The 19,038-nt window shown below is 69.4% G+C and carries 17 protein-coding genes; 9 read left to right on the forward strand and 8 right to left on the reverse strand.

The features are described 5' to 3' along the window. Positions 1 to 13: 13 nt before the first annotated feature. The 3 genes from hutG to hutI are packed head-to-tail and all read right to left on the reverse strand — an operon-like array spanning position 14 to position 3,532. A complete protein-coding gene (gene hutG / locus PHN62_RS07750) occupies positions 14 to 808 on the reverse strand; it encodes an N-formylglutamate deformylase (RefSeq protein WP_300148643.1) in 795 nt (264 codons plus the stop codon). Further along, positions 799 to 2,328 carry a histidine ammonia-lyase gene (gene hutH / locus PHN62_RS07755; protein ID WP_300148646.1) on the reverse strand — a complete coding sequence of 510 codons (1,530 nt, stop codon included), beginning with the start codon at positions 2,326 to 2,328 and terminating at the stop codon, positions 799 to 801. The genes hutG and hutH overlap by 10 nt, the downstream gene beginning before the upstream one ends. Beyond that, on the reverse strand, positions 2,321 to 3,532 hold the full coding sequence (gene hutI, locus PHN62_RS07760) for an imidazolonepropionase (RefSeq protein WP_300148648.1): 1,212 nt from the start codon (positions 3,530 to 3,532) through the stop codon (positions 2,321 to 2,323). Before hutI ends, hutH begins: the two co-directional genes overlap by 8 nt. An 82-nt stretch (positions 3,533 to 3,614) precedes the next feature. On the opposite strand from hutI, the gene PHN62_RS07765 reads away from it, so the two are divergent. Together PHN62_RS07765 and PHN62_RS07770 are read left to right on the forward strand one after the other, a co-directional pair. Continuing rightward, positions 3,615 to 4,988 carry a formimidoylglutamate deiminase gene (locus PHN62_RS07765; RefSeq protein ID WP_300148651.1) on the forward strand — a complete coding sequence of 458 codons (1,374 nt, stop codon included), beginning with the start codon at positions 3,615 to 3,617 and terminating at the stop codon, positions 4,986 to 4,988. Further along, positions 4,988 to 5,701: a UTRA domain-containing protein gene (locus PHN62_RS07770; RefSeq protein ID WP_300148654.1), complete on the forward strand. Its 714-nt coding sequence runs from the start codon at positions 4,988 to 4,990 to the stop codon at positions 5,699 to 5,701. Before PHN62_RS07765 ends, PHN62_RS07770 begins: the two co-directional genes overlap by 1 nt. Here the strand turns inward: PHN62_RS07770 and PHN62_RS07775 are convergent. Beyond that, positions 5,685 to 7,217, reverse strand: a complete 1,533-nt coding sequence (locus tag PHN62_RS07775; protein WP_300148657.1) for an MFS transporter — start codon at positions 7,215 to 7,217, stop codon at positions 5,685 to 5,687. The genes PHN62_RS07770 and PHN62_RS07775 overlap by 17 nt on opposite strands. A gap of 75 nt (positions 7,218 to 7,292) precedes the next feature. Between PHN62_RS07775 and PHN62_RS07780 the strand changes: the two genes are divergently transcribed. Further along, complete coding sequence (locus PHN62_RS07780; protein ID WP_300148660.1) at positions 7,293 to 7,835, forward strand: TetR/AcrR family transcriptional regulator; 543 nt, start codon at positions 7,293 to 7,295, stop codon at positions 7,833 to 7,835. On the opposite strand, the gene PHN62_RS07785 is transcribed toward PHN62_RS07780, so the two are convergent. Beyond that, a complete protein-coding gene (locus PHN62_RS07785) occupies positions 7,811 to 8,695 on the reverse strand; it encodes an EamA family transporter (protein ID WP_300148663.1) in 885 nt (294 codons plus the stop codon). The genes PHN62_RS07780 and PHN62_RS07785 overlap by 25 nt on opposite strands. Before the next feature lie 355 nt (positions 8,696 to 9,050). On the opposite strand from PHN62_RS07785, the gene choX reads away from it, so the two are divergent. The 4 genes from choX (at position 9,051) to PHN62_RS07805 (ending at position 14,085) form a co-directional block, all read left to right on the forward strand. Continuing rightward, complete coding sequence (gene choX, locus PHN62_RS07790; protein ID WP_300148665.1) at positions 9,051 to 9,983, forward strand: choline ABC transporter substrate-binding protein; 933 nt, start codon at positions 9,051 to 9,053, stop codon at positions 9,981 to 9,983. A gap of 91 nt (positions 9,984 to 10,074) precedes the next feature. Next, positions 10,075 to 10,923 carry a choline ABC transporter permease subunit gene (gene choW / locus PHN62_RS07795; protein ID WP_300148668.1) on the forward strand — a complete coding sequence of 283 codons (849 nt, stop codon included), beginning with the start codon at positions 10,075 to 10,077 and terminating at the stop codon, positions 10,921 to 10,923. Continuing rightward, positions 10,920 to 12,008, forward strand: coding sequence for a glycine betaine/L-proline ABC transporter ATP-binding protein (locus tag PHN62_RS07800; RefSeq protein ID WP_300148671.1), 1,089 nt, complete (start codon positions 10,920 to 10,922; stop codon positions 12,006 to 12,008). Before choW ends, PHN62_RS07800 begins: the two co-directional genes overlap by 4 nt. 223 nt (positions 12,009 to 12,231) lie before the next feature. Next, positions 12,232 to 14,085 carry a sigma 54-interacting transcriptional regulator gene (locus tag PHN62_RS07805; protein WP_300148674.1) on the forward strand — a complete coding sequence of 618 codons (1,854 nt, stop codon included), beginning with the start codon at positions 12,232 to 12,234 and terminating at the stop codon, positions 14,083 to 14,085. On the opposite strand, the gene cysC is transcribed toward PHN62_RS07805, so the two are convergent. From cysC to PHN62_RS07820, 3 genes are read right to left on the reverse strand one after another with little or no spacing between them, the layout of a single operon-like run. After that, positions 14,039 to 14,665 carry an adenylyl-sulfate kinase gene (gene cysC, locus PHN62_RS07810; RefSeq protein ID WP_300148677.1) on the reverse strand — a complete coding sequence of 209 codons (627 nt, stop codon included), beginning with the start codon at positions 14,663 to 14,665 and terminating at the stop codon, positions 14,039 to 14,041. The two genes, PHN62_RS07805 and cysC, sit on opposite strands and share 47 nt — an antisense overlap. Continuing rightward, on the reverse strand, positions 14,658 to 15,545 hold the full coding sequence (locus PHN62_RS07815) for an STM4011 family radical SAM protein (RefSeq protein WP_300148680.1): 888 nt from the start codon (positions 15,543 to 15,545) through the stop codon (positions 14,658 to 14,660). Before PHN62_RS07815 ends, cysC begins: the two co-directional genes overlap by 8 nt. Continuing rightward, positions 15,536 to 16,879 (reverse strand): STM4012 family radical SAM protein, encoded by a 1,344-nt coding sequence (locus PHN62_RS07820; RefSeq protein ID WP_300148683.1) that lies wholly within the window; start codon positions 16,877 to 16,879, stop codon positions 15,536 to 15,538. The genes PHN62_RS07815 and PHN62_RS07820 overlap by 10 nt, the downstream gene beginning before the upstream one ends. Positions 16,880 to 16,972: 93 nt before the next feature. Between PHN62_RS07820 and PHN62_RS07825 the strand changes: the two genes are divergently transcribed. Beyond that, the gene (locus tag PHN62_RS07825) at positions 16,973 to 17,881 is read left to right on the forward strand and encodes a hypothetical protein (RefSeq protein WP_300148686.1); all 909 of its coding nucleotides are present in this window, start codon (positions 16,973 to 16,975) and stop codon (positions 17,879 to 17,881) included. After that, on the forward strand, positions 17,878 to 19,032 hold the full coding sequence (locus PHN62_RS07830; protein WP_300148689.1) for an STM4014 family protein: 1,155 nt from the start codon (positions 17,878 to 17,880) through the stop codon (positions 19,030 to 19,032). The genes PHN62_RS07825 and PHN62_RS07830 overlap by 4 nt, the downstream gene beginning before the upstream one ends. Positions 19,033 to 19,038: the final 6 nt, after the last annotated feature.

A 19,038-nucleotide genomic window follows, 5' to 3' on the forward strand; every position in this document is an offset into this window, starting at 1 on the left:
GGTCCTCCCGGATTTATCTTTGAGCCAGTTGCGGAGCGAGATCGGCGAGGCGCGCGAGGATCTCGGCGAGGATAGGGCGTAGGCGCGCGGCTTTGGCGGCGTCCAGCGCGAAGGGCGGGGCTTCCGTCGCCAGATGGGTGGATTGCGCCAGCTCCATCTGAATGGCGTGGACGCCCTCTTGCGGGCGGCCGTAATGACGGGTGGTCCAGCCGCCCTTGAAACGCCCGTTATGGATGGTCGAATATCCGGGGGCGCCGGAGCAGACCTCCAGAACGGCGGCGGAGATCTCCGGCGCGCAGGTGGTTCCTTCGGCGTCGCCGATGTTGAAATCCGGGAGGGTTCCCTCGAAGAGGAAGGGAATCTTCGACCGGATGGAATGGCAGTCGTAGAGGATCGCCACGCCATGGATCGCCTTCACCCGCGCGATCTCGGCGGCGAGCGCCTTGTGATAAGGCGCATGATGGCGCGGAATCCGGCGGGCGACTTCGGCGGCGTCTGGACGCACCATCCAGATGTCGGCGCCATCGAAATCGGTCATCGGAACGAGGCCCGTGGTGTTCTGGCCGGGATAGAGGCTTTCGTCGTCCGGCGGGCGGTTGACGTCCAGAGCATAGCGATGGGTCGTCGCCTGAACCATGGTCGCGCCGGGCAGAAGCCCCGCGTAAAGCTCATGCACATGCCAATCCGTATCGGAGAGGATGCGCCCGCGGGCGTTCAGCGCGTTCCAGACCTCCGGTGGAAGCTCCGTCCCGACATGGGGGAGGCCGAGGATCACCGGGCCTTCGCCCCGTTCGACGATCAGGCCCATGGCGTCCATCCCTTCAGCCCGGCGGCCTGGAGCAAGGCGCCTTGCTTCACCAGAGCCGAGGCCTTGGCGAGATCTCCGGCCATGAAGCGGTCCTCCTCCAGATGCGGGATTTCGGCGCGCAGGGCGTCGATCACCGCCTGAAGCTTCGGGCTGGTGGCGAGGGGCGCGCGGAACTCCACGCCCTGAGCGGCGCAAAGGGCCTCGATTCCGAGGATGGCTTGCAGATTCTCCGCCATGCGCCCGAGCCGCCGCGCGCCATGGGCGGCCATGCTGACATGGTCTTCTTGGTTCGCGGAAGTCGGCGTGCTGTCGGTGGAGCAGGGATTCGCGAGATGCTTGTTTTCGCTCATCAAAGCGGCGCTGGTGACTTCGGCGATCATGAAGCCCGAATTCAGCCCCGGATGGGCGGTCAGGAAGGGCGGCAGATCGAAGCTCAGGGTGGGGTCCACCATCAGCGCGATGCGGCGTTGCGAGATCGCGCCGATCTCGGCCATGGCGAGGGCTATCTGATCGGCGGCGAAGGCCACGGGCTCGGCGTGGAAATTGCCGCCCGAGACGATGCTGTCGCCCAGCACCAGCGGATTATCCGTCACGGCGTTGGCTTCGATCTCCAGAGTCCGCCCGGCGAAGGCCAGCAGATCCAGAGCCGCTCCCACCACCTGAGGCTGACAGCGGATGCAATAGGGATCCTGCACGCGCTTGTCGTCTTCGCGGTGGCTCTCGCGGATGACCGAGCCCTCCATGAGGCCGCGCAGGATCTCCGCCGCCGCGATCTGGCCCTTATGGCCGCGCAGGCTGTGGATCTCGGGATGCAAGGGCGCCGTCGAGCCCATCACCGCATCCGTCGAGAGCGCGCAGGTGGTCAGGGAATTCGCCGCCGCCCGCGCGGCCTCGAAGAGCCCGACCAGCGCGAGGGCGGTCGAGAATTGCGTCCCGTTGATCAGCGCGAGGCCCTCTTTGGGCCCGAGGACCACAGGCTTCAGCCCGGCGCGGCCCAGAGCCTCGGCGGAGGGCAGGCGCTCGCCCTGGAATTCGGCCTCGCCTTCGCCCATGAGCGTCGCGGCCATATGGGCCAGCGGTGCGAGGTCGCCCGAGGCGCCCACCGAGCCTTGCGCCGGAACCACGGGCGTCACGCCCTTGTCGAGCAGCCCTTCGATCAGCGCGACCACCTCCCAGCGCACGCCCGAGGCGCCGCGTCCCAGCGACAGCAGCTTGAGCGCCATCATCAGCCGCGTCGTTTCGCGCTCCAGAGGCGCGCCCACGCCGCAGCAATGCGAGAGGATGAGGTTGCGCTGAAGCTGCGCGGCGTCTTTGGCGGCGATCTTCACCGAGGCCAGCTTGCCGAAGCCGGTGTTGACGCCATAGACGGCGGCTTCGCCTTCGGCGGCGGCCTTGATGCGTTTTGCGGCGGCCTCGACGGCGGGACGCGCTGCGGGATCGAGCCGCGCGGCGAGGCCCTCGCGCCAGATGCGTTCAAGCTGCGCCAGAGTCGCGGCGCCGGGAGTGAGAACTTCAGCCATTCCAGGCTCCTCCGAAGATCCGCGCATGGAGCGGATTGAAACCCATGCGATAGGCGAGCTCCGCCGGGCGCTCGACGTTCCAGACCGCGAGATCCGCCCGCAGTCCCGGCGTCAGCGCCCCGCGATCCTTCAGCCCGAGCGCTCGCGCCGCATTGATCGTCACGCCGCGCAAGGCCTCTTCCGGCGTCAGGTCGAACAAGACGCAGCCGAAATTCAGCGTCAGCAGCAGCGAGGTCAGCGGCGAGGTGCCCGGATTGCAGTCGGTCGAGAGCGCCATGGGGACGCCATGTTTGCGGAAGGCGGCCACAGGCGGCGCCTGCTCCTCGCGGAGCATGTGGAAGGCGCCGGGCAGCAGCACGGCGATCGTCCCGGATGCGGCGAGGGCGGCGGCGTCTTCGTCGGTGGCGTATTCGACATGATCCGCCGAAAGCGCGCCGAACTCCGCCGCGAGCTTCGTTCCGCCGAGATGCGAAAGCTGCTCCGCATGGAGCTTCACCGGCAGCCCGAGCCGCCTGGCTTCTTGAAACACCCGCGCGATCTGCTCCGGCGTGAAGGCGACGCCTTCGCAAAAGCCGTCCACGGCGTCGGCGAGGCCCTCTTGGGCGGCGGCGCGCAGAGTGGGGAGGCAGATCTCTTCAAGATAGGCCTCGGGGCGGCCCTTATATTCCGCCGGAACCGCATGGGCGCCGAGGAAGCTCGTCTTCACCGTCACGGCCCGCTCGCGGCCCAGACGCCGCGCCGCGCGCAGCATCCGCAATTCCGTCTCGTGGTCGAGGCCGTAGCCGGACTTCACTTCGACCGTGGCCACGCCTTCGGCCAGCAAGGCGTCGAGCCGGGGGAGCGCCATGGCGACCAGTTCATCCTCCGAGGCGCCGCGCGTGGCCGTCACCGTCGAGACGATGCCGCCGCCCGCCGCCGCGATCTCGGCGTAGCTCGCGCCTTCGAGCCGCATTTCGAATTCCCGCGCCCGGTCGCCGCCGAAGATCAGATGCGTATGGCAGTCGATGAGCGCGGGCGTGACGAGACGGCCCTCAAGATCGCGCCGGGGCCATGGGCGGAATTCGGTGGGCAGATCCTCGGCGGGGCCGATCCAGCGGATCACGCCGTCTTCATGCGCCAGAGCCCCGGCCTCGATCAGGCCATGGGGCGCCTCGCCCAGCAGGCTGGCGAAGCGCGCTCCGGTCAGGACGTCTCCCTGGGCCATGTCTCCCCTCGCGATGCTTGATTATATCTGATTTGAAATTAATATGTCCGCACATATTCACCGCGTCAAGGGAGATTCGCCGATGGTCGCGCTTTGGGCTTCGCAGGCTTTGACTCCGGAGGGCTGGCGTTCGGGCGTCCGGCTGATCATCGGCGCGGAGGGGCGCATCGCCTCGGTAGAGGCGGGCGTCGAGCCTCAGCCGGGAGATCATCGCCTCGGCGTTCTGCTGCCTGCGCCGCTCAACGCCCATTCCCACGCCTTTCAGCGCGCCATGGCCGGTTTGACCGAACGTCGCGGCCCTGATCCGCGCGACAGCTTCTGGACCTGGCGCCGCCTGATGTTCCGTTTCCTCGACCAGCTCACGCCGGAGGACGTCGAGGATGTGGCGGCCTTCGTGCAGATGGAGATGCTGGAGGCGGGATACGCCGCTCAGGCCGAGTTCCATTATCTGCATCATGCGCCGGGCGGGGCGTCCTACGCCGATCTCGCGGAGATGTCGGGGCGGATCGCGTCGGCGGCGGCGCGGACGGGAATCGGCCTCACCTTGCTTCCCGTGCTTTATCAATATGGCGGCTGCGACAAGCGGCCCCTCGCGCCGGGCCAGAACCGCTTCGGGAATGACCTCGACCGCTTCGCGCGGCTGCATGAGGGCGCGGGGCGGGCGCTGGAGGCTCTGGGCCGGGCGGATTCGCGGTTGGGCGTCGCGCCCCACAGCCTGCGGGCCGTTGACCCTCAAAGTCTCGCCGCCGTCGAAAAACTCGCGCCGCAAGGCCCGATCCACATGCATCTCGCCGAGCAGGTCGCGGAGGTCGAGGAGGTGGAGGCGGCCTGGGGCGCGCGTCCCGTCACATGGCTGCTGGCGAACGCGGAAGTCGATCCCCGCTGGACCCTGATCCACTGCACCCAGACCACGCCGGAGGAGACTCTGGCTCTGGCGGCCTCCGGCGCGACGGCGGGTCTGTGCCCGCTCACGGAATCCAGCCTCGGGGACGGGATCTTCGACGGCGTGCGTTATCTGGGCGCGGGCGGGCGCTTCGCCATAGGCTCGGATTCGAACATCCGCATCGCGCTTTCGGAGGAGCTGCGCACGCTGGATTATTCCCAGCGTCTGCGCGACCGCAGCCGCGCGGCTCTGGCGACGCCGGAGCTGTCGACGGGCCGCGTTCTCCATGAGGGCGCGCTGAAGGGCGGCGCGGCGGCGGGTGCGCGGGAGAGCGGGGCGCTGAAGCCGGGGCTCTGGGCGGATCTCCTCGCGCTGGACGCCGAAGCCGTGGACCTCATCGGGCGTTCCGGCGACGCCGTGCTGGACACATGGATCTTCGCCGCCGATGATCGGCTCGTGCGGGATGTCTGGTCGGCGGGAAGGCATGTGGTGAGCGAAGGACGGCACAAGGATCACGCGGCGATCACGGCGCGTTACGGAGCGCTCATGCGCCGTCTCAAGAGCGATTTCTGATGGCTGAGGGGCGCTTTTCCTGGCGCGAGGCCCGGGCCGAGATCCTGCGGCGCATCCGCACCGGGATCTGGCCGCCGGGCTCGCAGATTCCCTATGAGGAGGCCCTCGCGGAGGAGTTCGGCTGCGGACGCGGCCTTGTGAATCGCGCGCTTCAGGAACTGGCGGCGGAAGGCGTCGTCGAGCGCAGGCGCAAGGGCGGCACCCGGGTGACGGATCATCCCGTGCGGCGGCCCAAGCTGGAGATCCCCATTCTGCGTCAGGAGGTGGAGGCCCGGGGCGGAGTCTACGGGCATCTGCTTCTGGCCCGCGTCCTGGAGCCTGCGCCTCTGGAGATCCGGGGGCGTCTGAAGCTCTCCGCAGCGGCGGAGCTTCTGCATCTGCGGACGCTCCATCTCGCCGACGGCGCGCCCTACGCCCATGAACGGCGCTGGATCTCGCCTGCGGGGGCGCCGGGCGTTCTGGAGGCGGATTTCACGAAGATCAGCGCCAATGAATGGCTCCTGCGCCATGCGCCTTACGACTTCGGCGAGATGTCCATCGGCGCGGAGACCGCCGATCCGGAGGCCGCCGCGATCCTCGGGGCTTCTCCCGGCGCGCCGCTCCTGAGCGTCGAGCGGACGACCTGGAGAAAGGGCGAAGGCGAGGAGCCTGCGCCCATCACCTTCGCCCGTCAGCTGCATCCGCCCGGCCACCGGCTCAAAGCGGAGCTTTGATCTCCGAGGCTTCAGGGTCCGGGCGGGACGTCGCCGCCGCCCGCCATCCGGCGTAGGCCACGCCCAGAGCCGCCAGCAGCAGAACCGCCGCCGCCGTGAGCATCACGGCGGAAAAGGCGCCGTGGAAGGCCTCGCGGGCCAGGCCGACCAGCCGCGCGGCGGCCTCGGGCGGCAGGGTCTCGGCGGCGCGCAGAGCTTCGTCCACGCCGTCGCGGACCTCCGGAGGAAAGCCCGGCGCCGCCCCGATCCGCGCCGTATAGACGCCGAGCATGATGCTCCCCAGCAGCGCCACGCCGAGAGTCCCGCCGAGTTCATAGGACACCTCCTCCATGGAGGCGGCCATGCCCGCGCGCTCCGCCGGAGCGTTCATGAGGATGGTGGCCGAGGCGGCGGTCATGGTGGCGCCGACGCCGAAGCCCAGCACCGCCTGAGAGGCCAGAGCCGCGAGGCTCGCGCCCTCCCAGGCCCAGAGATAGCCGAGGACTCCCGCCGCGCAGAGGACCAGCCCCCAGCCCATGACCTTCGGCCCGCCGAGCCTCGGCAGGAGCGAGCCCGCCAGAGGCCCCGCCACGAAGGAGGCCAGAGAGCCCGGCATCAGCGCGAGTCCGGCCTGAAGCGGGGTGAACTCCTGCACGAGCTGGAGCCTCTGGCTGATGACGAGCTGAGCCCCGATCAGCGCTCCCGCCGAGACCACCGCCGCCAGGACGCCCGCCGTGAAGACCGGATTTCTGAACAGGGCGAAATCGATCATCGGCAGAGGCGCGCGGTTCTGCCTGCGCACGAAGAGCAGGATGAACCCCGCCCCGAGCGCGCCCGCCAGAGCCGCCGCTCCGAGATCGGGCGCAGGCTTGCCGAACTCCTTGACGCCATAGACCAGCCCGATCAGGCCGAGCGTCACGAAGACCGAGGCGACGGGATCCCAAGGCAGCCTGGGGTCTCCGGGGCGGTCGGGGATGATCTTCAGCGTCAGGACCACCGCGATCAGCAGGATCGGGATGTTGATGAGGAAGACCGAGCCCCACCAGAAGAATTCGAGCAGCGCGCCGCCCATCAGCGGGCCGAAGGCCGCCCCCCCCGAGGCCACCGCCGCCCAGACTCCGATGGCGAAGGCGCGTTCGGCTTCGTCCTCGAAGAGCAGCCGGATGAGCGAGAGCGTGGCGGGCATCATCATGGCCGCGCCGAGCGCGAGCGCCACCCGCGCCGCGATCAGCACCTGAGGATTCGGCGCGAAGGCCGCCATGAGCGACGCGAGGCCGAAGACGAAGAGCCCGCCGAGGAACATCTTGCGATGGCCGATGCGGTCGCCGAGGACTCCGGCGCCGGGCAGCAGTCCGGCCACCACCAGCGCATAGGCGTTGACGATCCAGAGCTTCTCCGAGGCGCTCGCCCCGAGGTCGTGCGTGAGGCGCGGAAGAGCCGTGTAGAGCACGGTCATGTCCACGACGATGAGGAACAAGGCGCTGGAGAGGACGCCCAGCGCGACCCAGCGTTTCGGGTCTTTGTGATGGGCCGACATGCGAATTCACCCTTGCCCGGGTCTCGCCGGGCGCGTATCAATACGGTCGTATCGAAATAGAAGAACGCCCTTGGAATGTCCAGACCGAAAACCATCGACCGGGAGAAGATCCTCGACGCCGCTGAAAGATTGATGACGACCAGAGGCCCTTTCAGCCTCTCCATCGGCGCGGTGGCGAAAGAGGCGGGGATCACCAAGGGCGGCGTGCAATACAGCTTCCCGACGAAAGCCGCCCTCGTGGACGCGCTCTTCGGGCGCTGGGGCGCGGGCTATGAGGCGATCTTTCAGGCGGCGGCGGGAGAGTCTCCGGATCCGGCCGCCCGCGTCTGGGCGCATGTGCAGGCCACGGGCGAATCGGACGAGGTCTCCAACGCCCGCACAGCCAGCCTCGGCGCGGCCCTGCTCCAGACTCCGGACCAGCTCGAGTCGACCCGCGCCTGGTACGCCTCGCGGCTCCAGGGGCTGGACCCGGCCACCGAGGCGGGACGCAAGGCGCGTCTCGCCTTTTTCGCGACCGAAGGCGTCTACATGCTGCGTTTCTTCGGCCTCATGGCCGTGAGCCAGCAGGAATGGGAGGAGGTCTTCCGGGATCTTCAGGAGCTTCTGGGCGGCTCCTGAGCCTCTCCCGCGCCGAGGGCGCCCCCTGCGCAGGCGGCGGCTATGGCGAAGATCCCCGACCATTGCGCGCCGCTGAGCCTCTCGCCCAGCACGGCCCATCCCGCAAGGGCGCTGACCGCAGGCGAGGCGCTCATCAGCACGCCGAAGATCCGCGGAGGCAGGCGCTTCATGGCGTAGATGTCGAGCAGGAAGGGCAGGGCGCTCGACATCAGCGCCACCGCCGCCCCGATCATCAGGGCTTCGGGCTCCAGCAGGGCCCATCCGGCGCCTTGGATCCCGAGCGGCAGGATGAACAGCGTCGCGAGGAGCATCCCCGCCGCGACGGCGCGTCCGCCCTCCGCCGCCACCGCCGAGCCGAAGGCGACGTAAAGCCCCCAGCAGAGCGCCGCGCTCAGGGCGAAGGCCACGCCGCGCCAGTCGAGTCCGGTCTCTCCGGCGCCGAAGGGCAGCAGCGCCACGCCGAGCAGCGCCAGGGCGATCCACAGGACATCCCTGCGCCGCCTTGAGCCCAGCAAGGCCACCCCGAGCGGCCCCAGAACCTCGATGGAGATCGCGATTCCGACCGGGATATAGGCGAAGGCCCGGTAGATCAGCAGGGTCATCAGCCCGAGCGTCACGCCGTAGCCGAGCAGCGCCAGGCCGCGCCTGCGGTCGAGCCGGAGCCTCCAGGGCCGCAGGATCAGCGTCAGCCCGAGCGCCGAGATCCCGATCCGCAGAGCCGCCACGCCCTCCGGCCCGACCAGCGGAAAGAGCCCCTTGGCGAAGGCGGCCCCCACCTGCACCGAGATCAGGGCCGCCAGAGCGGCCAGCAGGGGCGCGGCCTTCGCCTGGGTCTGGCCGGAAGCGGAAGAAGGCGTCAATCGGGGCTCCTGCGCGGATGGGAGGACTCTCCCTGAGCGCCCTTGTAGAGCCTTTTCCGCTCCGGGGGGATCGCTTTGGGGAGGCGGCCCGGGGTCCTGCGGCGCGATCCGCCGGAGGGGCCGCTCCGGATCGGCGAGGAGGGCCGCGCAATCTCCCGAAAGGCGAAGACCCCCCAACCCTCTGCGACGAAAAGCAGAGACCCCGAAGGCTAGAAAACTCTTGCCAAGCGGGAGCGCGCGGCGTTTATGACCCAACGCCCCCTAGCGGGCCTCTGCGGGCCCGCCCAGGCCGGAAATCGCGGGCCTCTGCGGGCCCGCCAAGCCGATCATCCGCAGACCTCGGAATGGAGCCGCGATGACGTCCCTGCGTTCGACCCTTCTGGCCGCCGCCCTGGCGGGCCTGACCGCCTCTCCCGCCCTCGCCGACGAATGTTCGAAGGTCACGCTCGCGGATGTGGGCTGGACCGACGTGACGGTCACCACCGCCGTCGCCGCGACGCTGCTGGAGGCGCTCGGCTATGAGCCCGAAGTGAAGCTTCTGGCCCTGCCGGTGACGCTCGCCGGGCTCTCCGCCGGAGACGTGGACGTCTTCCTCGGCGTCTGGCTGCCGAGCATGGAGGCCGACATCCGGCCCTATCTCGACGACGGCCGCATCGCCGATCTGCGCCGGAACCTTGCGGGCGCGAAATACACCCTCGCCACCAACGCCCCGGGCGCGGCGCTCGGAATCGCGAGCTTCGCCGACATCGCCGCCCGGTCCAAAGCGCTCGGCGGCAAGATCTACGCCATCGAGCCCGGCAACGACGGCAACCGCCTGATCCTCGACATGGTCAAGGCCGACGCCTTCGGCCTCAAGGATTTTCAGGTCGCCGAAAGCTCCGAACAGGGCATGCTCGCCCAGGTGGACCGCGCCACCCGCCGCAAGGAGCCGGTGATCTTCCTCGGCTGGGCGCCCCATCCGATGAACGCCAAATACGACATGACCTATCTCGAAGGCGGAGACGACTGGTTCGGTCCGGACCTCGGCGGCGCCGAAGTGCGCACCGTCACGCGCAAGGGCTATGCGGAAGCATGCCCCAACCTCGGGAAGCTCTTCGGAAACCTTGAATTCTCGCTGGAGATGGAGAACGCTCTGATGGGCGCCGTCCTCGACGACAAGGCCGAGCCGCGCGACGCCGCGAAAGCCTGGATCGCCGGGAACCGCGCGACCGCCGACGCCTGGCTGGAAGGCGTCGTCGCCAGAGACGGCGGCGACGCGCTCGCGGCCTTGAACGCGGCGCTCGACTGAACGGATTCCGCAAGCGGCTTCGCCTCCGCCCGAGGCGGAGCCGCGCGGCGCGTCAGGACCGGGCCGGGGCGGGGCCGAGAAGGAGACGGACATGGATTCCGTGACGGACTGGCTCTCGGCGCACAAGATCCCGGTGGGCCGCGCCGCTCAGGATTTCTTCGACTGGCTTCAGGCCCACGCCTCCGGCGCCATGGACGCCCTCGGCGGCGCGCTGGAGAGCCTGGTGGGCGGCGCGCTCTGGCTGCTCCAGACGCCGCATCCGGCGGTGCTGATCCTGATCTTCACCGCGCTGGCGGGGCTGCTCCAGAGATCCTGGAAGGTCTGCGCGCTGGTGGCTCTGGGCTTCGCCTTCATCCTGAACCAGGGCTACTGGAAGCCCGCCATGGAGAGCCTCGCGCTGGTGCTCTGTTCGGGGGCCATCTGCATGGCTCTGGGGGTGCCTCTGGGGGTGGCGGCGGCGCATCGGCCGAAGCTCTACGCCTTCCTGCGGCCCATGCTCGACCTCATGCAGACCCTGCCGAGCTTCGTCTATCTCATTCCGGCCATCGTGTTCTTCGGGATCGGCACGGCGCCGGGGCTTCTGGCGACGGCGATCTTCGTCGCGCCGGCCCCCATCCGCATGACGCATCTTGGAGTCTCCTCCACGCCTCCCCATCTGCTGGAGGCGGCTTCGGCTTTCGGCGCCACGCCGCGTCAGAAATTCTGGAAGGTCGAATTGCCGCACGCCATGCCGCAGATCCTCGCGGGGCTCAGCCAGACGGTGATGCTCTCGCTCTCGATGGTGGTGATCGCCGCCCTCGTGGGGGCGGATGGTCTGGGCGTGCCGGTGGTACGGGCCTTGAACACGGTGAACGCGGCTCTGGGCTTCGAGGCGGGATTCGTCATCGTGGTTCTGGCCATCCTTCTTGACCGCATGCTGCGCGCGAGGCCCGCCCGATGAGCGTCGCTTACATCCCCAACTACTTCCCCGCCCCGGTCGACGAAGAGACCGCCGTCCAGATCGACCGCCTGACGGTGGTCTTCGGGCCGCGTCCGCGCAGGGCCCTGCCGCTGCTGGACGCGGGCGCGAGCCGCATCCAGCTGCGCGAGGCGACGGGCCTGACGCTCGGGGTGCATGATTGCTCGCTGACCATCCGGCGGGGCGAGATCCTCGTGCTGATGGGGCTTTCGGGCTCGGGCAAATCCACGCTGCTGCGGAGCATCAACGGCCTTGCGCCCGCCCTGCGCGGCGAGGTGCGCATCCGCGACGGTGAAGGCATGACTCCGGTCAGCGCGACCGATCCGGCGGCCTTGCGGCGTCTGCGGCTCAAGCGCGTGACCATGGTGTTCCAGCATTTCGGGCTTCTGCCCTGGCGCAGCGTGGCCGAGAACGTCGGGCTCGGGCTGGAGCTGGCGGGGCTCAAGCCCGCCGAGCGCCGCGAGCGCGTCGCGACGCAACTGGATCTCGTGGGGCTGTCGCCTCTGGCGGAGCGCCGGGTGGGCGAGCTGTCGGGCGGCCAGCAGCAGCGCGTCGGGCTGGCGCGGGCCATCGCCACCGAGGCTCCGATCCTGCTCATGGACGAACCCTTCTCGGCGCTGGATCCGCTGATCCGCTCGCGGCTTCAGGACGAGCTGCTCGAACTTCAGGCGCGGCTGAAACGGACCATCGTCTTCGTCAGCCATGATCTGGACGAGGCCTTCAAGATCGGCGACCGCATCGCCTTGCTGGAGGAGGGCCGCCTCGTGCAATGCGGCTCGGCGCGGGAGATCCTGTCCGCCCCCGCCACGCCCCATGTGGCGCAATTCGTGGCCCACGCCAATCCTCTGGAGGCGCTCACCGCCCGCGACGCCATGCGTCCGGGCGAAACGGCCTCCGACGGCTCTCTGGGCTCCGGGCGCTTCGCCGATCCCGACGCCACGCTGGGCCGGGTGATCCCGCTCTTCGGCGGCGGCGTGGACCATGTCGAGGTGCGCGAGCATGGCCGCTCCATCGGGGTGATCCGGGCCGAGGACGTGCTGGCGGTGCTCGCCGGGCGCGGGAGCTGAGGCCTCCCTCGCGCCACGAGGCGCTTGCGTCCCGGCGGGGCGCCGCTTAAGCTCCGGGCCCAACAGGAAAGCGCCGGGAAACGGCGCCCGGCTCGCGGAGGACGGGCCATGCGGCTTCCAGATCTCTTTCCCCCACGCGGAGGCTCTTTCAGCTCGAGTCCGCGCAGGCCGGAAGTCCACGGCGTCGCCCCCTCCGGAGATTTCTCTGGAAGGCGGAAGTCTGATGACGGAAAGCATTCGGAAGGAGGACTGGGAGCGATTTCGAGCCATCGGCCGCGTGCCGCCCAGCATTCGTGAAATCGTCCTGCAATCCTGGCGGCGCTCCGAGAGTCTCGGCGGCGTCTCCGGCCTGAAGCGCGCGCCCTGCGTGGGCGAGGAGGCGCTTGCGCGTCGGCGGCGGGAGAACCGCAATCTGCGCCGCGCGGCGCGTCCGGCGCTCGATCATTCCGGTTATCTGCTCAAGGACGCGGGCGCGATGCTGCTGCTCTGCGACCGCGAGGGCGTGGTCATGGACATGGCGGGCGATCCCGGCGTGCTGGAGCGCGGCCGCGAGAACCATCTCGCCGAGGGCGGGCGCTGGGATGAAGCGGCCATCGGCACCAACGCCATCGGCGCGGCGCTCCATGCGCGGCGGGCGGTCGAGATCTCCGGGGTGGAGCATTTCGCCGAGGAGATCCAGCGCTGGACCTGCGCGGCGGCGCCCATCCTGCACCCGGCCACCGGCGACGTCCTCGGCGTGATCGACGTCTCGGGGCCCGTCGAGAGCGGCCAGCCGCACGGACTGGCCTTCTCCAGCACTCTGGCGCTCCAGATGGAGGAGGCGCTCCGCCACGAGATGGAGAGCGAGCGCCGCCGTCTGCTGGAAGGGCTCCTGCGCCGCCGGAGCCTCTGGCGCGAGGACGACCTGATCCTCTTCGACCGCTTCGGCGCCGAGATCTACGCCACGGAGCGATTCGCCCGCACGGCCTCGGAGATCGGCGATTTCGAGGGCTGGCGGGCGGCCGCCGCCGGCTGGAGCGAGGGAGTTCTGAACGAGAGCTTCCGCGAAGACCTCGCGGCGGCTCTGCCGGGGGCTCAGGTGGAGGTGATCCAGGAGCGCGAAGAGGAGCCGCTCGGCCTGCTCATCGCCCTGAGGCGGACCCGGACGCGCGGCCCGGGCGCCGAGGCTCGGGCGGCGGCGGCGGGCGAGCCCGATCTCGCCTGGATCGCGGGAGGCGGCCCGGAGATGGCGGGGCTCTGCGCCGACGCGCGGCGTCTGGTCCGGAATTCGCGGGCCATCCTGATCGAGGGCGAAACGGGCGTCGGCAAGGAGACTCTCGCGCGCGCCCTGCATCGCGAGGCGGCGGGAGAAGCCGCCGGATCCTTCGAGGTGCTCGCCTGCGGGCTGCTCTCGGTGGAGCGGCTGCGCGAGGAGGCGGGGCCGCGCGGCCTCGCGGAGCGTCTGGCGCGTCAGGGCGGGGCGCTCTGCCTCGACGAGCCCGCCGAGACTCCGCCCGAGGCGCAATCGGCGCTGATGGAGCTGCTGCGCGCGGTGCGCCGGACGCCCGAGGCGCCGGTCTGGATCTACACGCTCTCGACGCGGGATCTGGCGGCGGAGGCCGAGGGAGGGCGCATCCGGCGCGAACTCTATTATCGTCTGGCGGGGGCGCGGCTGACCGCGCCGCCTCTGCGCGCGCGTCGGGAGGAGATTCCGCGCCTCGCGCTGCGCTTCGCCGAAGAGGCGGCGGCCCGCTCGGGAGACAGACCCCTGCGCTTCACGCCTGGGGCTCTGGCGCGGCTCAAGGCGCATGACTGGTTCGGGAACGTCCGCGAATTGCGCAATCTCGTGGAGAGCCTGTCGAGCGTCTCGCTGAATCGTCTGGCGGATCTGCGCGACCTGCCGCCGGAGATCGCGCCGCCGCGTCGCGAGGCCTCGGAGGAGACGCTCCGCGACCGCGAGAAGGCCGAGATCCTCGCCATGGTGGCGGCGGTGGACGGCAATCTGACCGAGGCGGCCAAACGTCTGGGGGTGGCGCGCTCGACGCTCTATCTCAAGCTGGATTCCTACGGCTTCCGGCGGGCGGGCGCGCGGCGCTGAGGGGCGCGCAGAGGTTCAGGGCGGCCTCGACCGACTCCGCCAGCCCGAGAGCGGCGGAGTCCAGCCGCAATTCCGGGGCCTCGGGAGGCTCGTAGGGGGCGTCGTATCCCGTGAGTCCGTGGATTTCGCCGCGGGCGGCCTGGGCGTAGAGGCCTTTCGGATCGCGGGCGCGGCGGATCTCCAGCGGGGCGTCGAGGTGGATCTCGAAGAAGGGGCGTCCCGCGAGGCGCGCGCGGGCGAGGCGGCGGCCCTCCGCCAGAGGCGAGACCAGCGCCAGAATCGCGATCACGCCGCAATCGCTCAGGGTCAGGGCGGCTTCGGCGGCGCGACGCATGTTCTCCAGCCGGTCGGCCTCGGAGAATCCGAGATCGCGGCAAGGCCCCCGGCGCAGGTCGTCGCCGTCGAGGATGGCGACCGCCAGCCCGAGGCCTCCCAGACGCGCCGCCAGAGCCCGCGCCAGGGTGGTCTTGCCCGAGGCGGGCGGCCCGGTCAGCCAGAAGACCGCCGCTGGAGAGCCTTTCATGGTCGCGTTTTCGCGACGCGAAGCCTTTTCGGCTTCGCTGGAAAACGCTTCAGACATAAGCCGCCCTCGCGCCCGGCGCAGGCGCCAGACGCCCGAGCGCCCAGCCGTCGGAGAACATCGGATCGATCTCCAGATCCTTCATGTGGACATAGCCGATATGGCAGGAGCAGGAGGCTCGCGAGCAGAGCCTCGGCGCAAGAATCTCCTCGATGGGCTGCGCGTAGAGATTGCCCATGGTCTCGCCGATGAAATGACAGGGCCGCACATCGCCTGCGCCGTTCACCGAAATCGCCCTGGAGCCCGCCGCGCAGGCCCGTCCGAGGCTTGGATAAGCCCGGCGGTTGAGGTCGAAGAGCGGATCGATCTCGCGCCAGCCCGCGAGGCTTTCGGCGTCGTCGTGATCGGGGCCGCCGTCCTTGTAGGCGTTGACCCAGAGATAGACGCCTTCCGGCAGATCCTCCCGCAGGCGCCGGGCCTCGGGCAGATGCGCCTTGATCCCCACGATCCCGACGCAGAAGCTCACGCCCATCTCCGCCATCGCATGGCAGGAGCGCAAGAAGCTCTCGCGCGGAGTCTCGCCGGGGTGGAAGCTGCACCAGAAGCTGGCCGTCGCACGGTTCAGATCGCCCATCCAGGCCACCGAACAGGACAGATTCGTCTGGATCGCCACCCGTTGAACCTGAGGCTCATGGCTCAGGCGGATCATGGCCTCGCGATAGGGGCGCCGGATCAGAGCCTCGCCCCAGGGGGTGAAGAGAATCCGCAGGCGGTCTTCGGCGGGCCGCGCCAGGACCCAGTCCGCGAAGCGATTCAAGGCGGCGGCGTCCCGCGCGAGGGCGGCGCGGTCGTCCCTGGTCTTGGCGAAGGGGCAATAGACGCAGCCGTAATTGCAGCTTTCCAGCGGCCCGCGCCACAGAACGTCAAGATCTAGCGCCATGCGTAGGCCTCCATGCGGGCGCGGGTCGGGGCCGAGACCAGCCAGGGCCCCACGGCGTCGGAGCGCTCCAGCCCCGCTTCGGTGAGGATCAGCCGCCCGGCCTGCTCCTCCGCAAGGCCCGTCGCCTCCAGATCCGCCAGCTCCGGCAGAGCCTCCCGCGCTTCGATCCCGAAGAGCGCCGCGCAACGCGCCAGATCCAGCCCCTCCAGATTCAGCAGCGACTTGATGACGAAACGACGAATCCGCTCCTCCTCGCCGAGGATCACGCCATGGCGCGCCCGTGAGAAATCCTGCGTCTCTTCGTAGCTCCGCAGCAGATCGAGGATCGCCGCCCGGCCCACCGCCCAGGGCTGGGCGTAATGGAGGTTGCGCGTATAGGAGCGCGCGCCGGGGCCTATGCCGACCATGCCGTCCTCCTGACAGGCGTAATCGTCGCGAGGCGCGGCGCTGGCTTCGTCGGCCCGCTCGAAGCGCCGCATGGAGGCCTGGACATAGCCCGCCGCCTTCAGCCGATCCCGGCCCAGACGATAGAGCGCGAGCCTCTGCGCATCCCAGGCGGGATCAGGCGGCGCCTCCGTCTGAGCCACGAGGCCCCGCCTTTTCCCGAGCCCCGTCAGAGGCCGCACATAAAGCGGATAGAGATAGATCTCCTCCGGCGACCATTCCAGGGCTCGCTCCAGATCGGCGAGGAATCCGGCTTCGGTCTGACCCTCGGCGCCGTAAATGAGATCGAGATTCAGCCGCGTCTCTCCCGCTTCCCGGATGAGGTCGAGGGCGCGGGGGGCTTCTTCGGCGCGGGCGGGGCGGCCCATGGCGTGGAGGGTCTTCTGATCAAAGCTCTCGATTCCGATGCTGATCCGCGTGACGCCATGGGCCTTCATGACCTCCAGCCGATCCGCCGTGGTCCGGCCCGGCGAGGTCTCGACGCCGAGGTCCTCCATCCCCGGCGCGAGCCGCTCCATCAGCGCGAAGAGGCGCTCCAACTGCGGCGCGGTCAGATGGGTCGGGGTGCCGCCGCCCACCGCCCCGAGCGCGAAACGCCGCTCGCCGAGGGCTTCGTCCAGAGCCTCCGCCTCGCGCGCCAGAGCCTTGAGCCAGCGCTCCACTGCGGAATCCTCGGCGTTGGAGACCGTGAAGAGATTGCAGAATCCGCAGCGCATCTCGCAGAAAGGCACATGGACGTAGAGGAAGAGATTGCGCCGGTCCTCCGCGCCCCAGAGATCCGCCAGCGCCGGAGGCTGCGCGAAGGGGCGATAGGCGGTCTTGTGCGGATAGGCGTAGAGATAGCTGCGATAGGGCGATCCCTGGATCAGATCGGCGAGCCTGTCCTGCATGATCCTGCCTTGATTTTGAAACATAAGATGAACAATATGCCATGAGCGGCTGGCGAAGGCCAGAGACCCTTTCAGATCAGGAGCGAAACGCCCATGACGATCAACGCGCACTTCACGGAGTTCTTCGGCAGGCCGGTCCGCGAATTCAAACCCGGCGAGAGCTTCGACCTGCGAACCTTCGTCCCGCGCCTCTCGGTGGATTACGACGGCGTGAAATGGGCGCGACGTCTGGAGGAGTTTCTGCAGCTGCCCCACGCAGGCGAAACCACGCATCTGGTCGCGGGGACTTATGAGGGCTTCGAGGGCGACATGAACGCCGCCATGGCCATCGGGCCTCTGATCGAACATCGCGCCGCCTTGCCGAAGCTGGAGGCGCTTTTCCTCGGCGACATGACCTTCGAGGAATGCGAGATCTCGTGGATCGAGCCGCAGGACGCCGAGCCGATCCTCAAGGCTTTCCCGAAGCTGCGCGTTTTCGGTCTGCGCGGGCGCGTCTCGAATTTCGGCGTCCAGAGCCTGCCGGATCTGGAGGGCCTGATTCTTCAGAACACCGGCCTGACCAAAGCCAATCTCGCCGAAATCCTCGCCTTCGAGGCGCCCGCTCTGCAAGAGATGGAGCTCTGGACCGGATCCGAAGATTACGGCGCCGAGACCTCGGTCGAAGATCTGGCCCCGCTGTTCTCGGGCGAGATCTTCCCGAGGCTCACCCGCCTGCGGCTCAAGGACAGCGAATACGCCGACGAGATCGCGAAAGCCGTGACGCAGTCGCGGCTCTTCGGCCGTCTGGAGGTTCTCGACCTGTCAATGGGAACTCTGGGCGACGAAGGCGCGGCGGCTCTGCTGGAGGCTCTGCCGCGCTCGGGTCTGAAGCTGCTGGACCTCAGCCATCACTACATGAGCGACGCCATGATGGAGAAATTCGCCGTGTTCGGTCCTCGGGTCGTCATGGCGGACCAGCAGAAGGAAGAGGATCGCGGGCGCTACGTCGCGGTCGCCGAGTGAGGGAGCCGCCGCTTCTGGCGCTTCTGGCCGAGCCGGGGCCGCGTCTGGACTCATGGCGCGCGGCCTGCCGGAGGATGGGCGCGCCCGAGCCCATCCTCGTGAGCTACGCCGAGGCGCTCCGCCATCCGGAGCGTCTGACGGAGGCCGCCGCCCGCGCCGGAGGCCTCCGCGCGGAGAGTCCCGGCGGCGGGGCGCAGATCCAGCGGCTGTTCGCCGAGATCTCTGGCCATGATCCCGGCCCGCTTCCAGAGGCCGAGGATTATGGCCGCATCGCGCCGCCCGGCCCCTTTCTGGCGGGGCTGCGGCTCGCCATGGCGCGTCTGGCTGAAGCCATGGTGGAGACGGGCCGCCCCAGCCTGACCGATCCCGAGGCGGTTCCGCTCCTTTTTGAAAAGCTGGAGAGCCAGAGCCGCTTCCAAGCGGCGGGTCTGCCGGTTCCGCCTCTGCTCGGCGCGGTCGCGGGCTGGGAGGATCTGGAGGCGAAGATGCGCGCCGCAAACCTGCGGCGGGCCTTCGTGAAGCTGCGCGGCGGCTCGGCGGCTTCGGGGGTGGCGGCGGTCGAGCTGCACGGCCCGCATGTGAGGCTCTGGACCACCGCCACGCTGGACGCCTCCGGCGCGCTCTTCAACACCCGCCAGCCGCAACGCCCTCTGGACGACGAGGCCCGCCGCTGGGTCGATGCTCTGGGGCGGCTCGGCGCCCATGCCGAGGCCTGGATTCCCAAGCTCAAGCTCGACGGGTTGAACGCCGACCTGCGGCTCGTGACTCTCGGCGGCGCGCCCGCGCATGGCCTGGTGAGGCGGGCGCGGGTTCCGCAGACCAATCTGCATCTCGGCGGCGAGCGTCTGCCTCCGGAGGCTCTGCGGGCGCGGATCGGCGCGGAGACATGGGCGCGGATTCTGGAGGTGGCGCGGCGGGCGGCGGAGCTTTTCCCGCGCCATCATGCGCTTGGGTTGGATCTGGCGGTTCATGAAGACGGCGAGCGGGTTTTTCTGCTGGAGGCCAACGCCTTCGGCGACCATCTCAAGGGCGCGCTCCATGAGGGGCTTGATCCGCATGAGGCGCAGGTGAAGCGGATGCGGGCCTGGCTGGAGGCGGAGCGCGGCCCGAAAAGTGGTTTCCGGTTTTCGGATAAGCCGCGCGACCCATAAAGGGAT

This window comes from Neomegalonema sp. (genome assembly GCF_028688855.1).
Lineage (GTDB): Bacteria > Pseudomonadota > Alphaproteobacteria > Rhodobacterales > Rhodobacteraceae > Neomegalonema.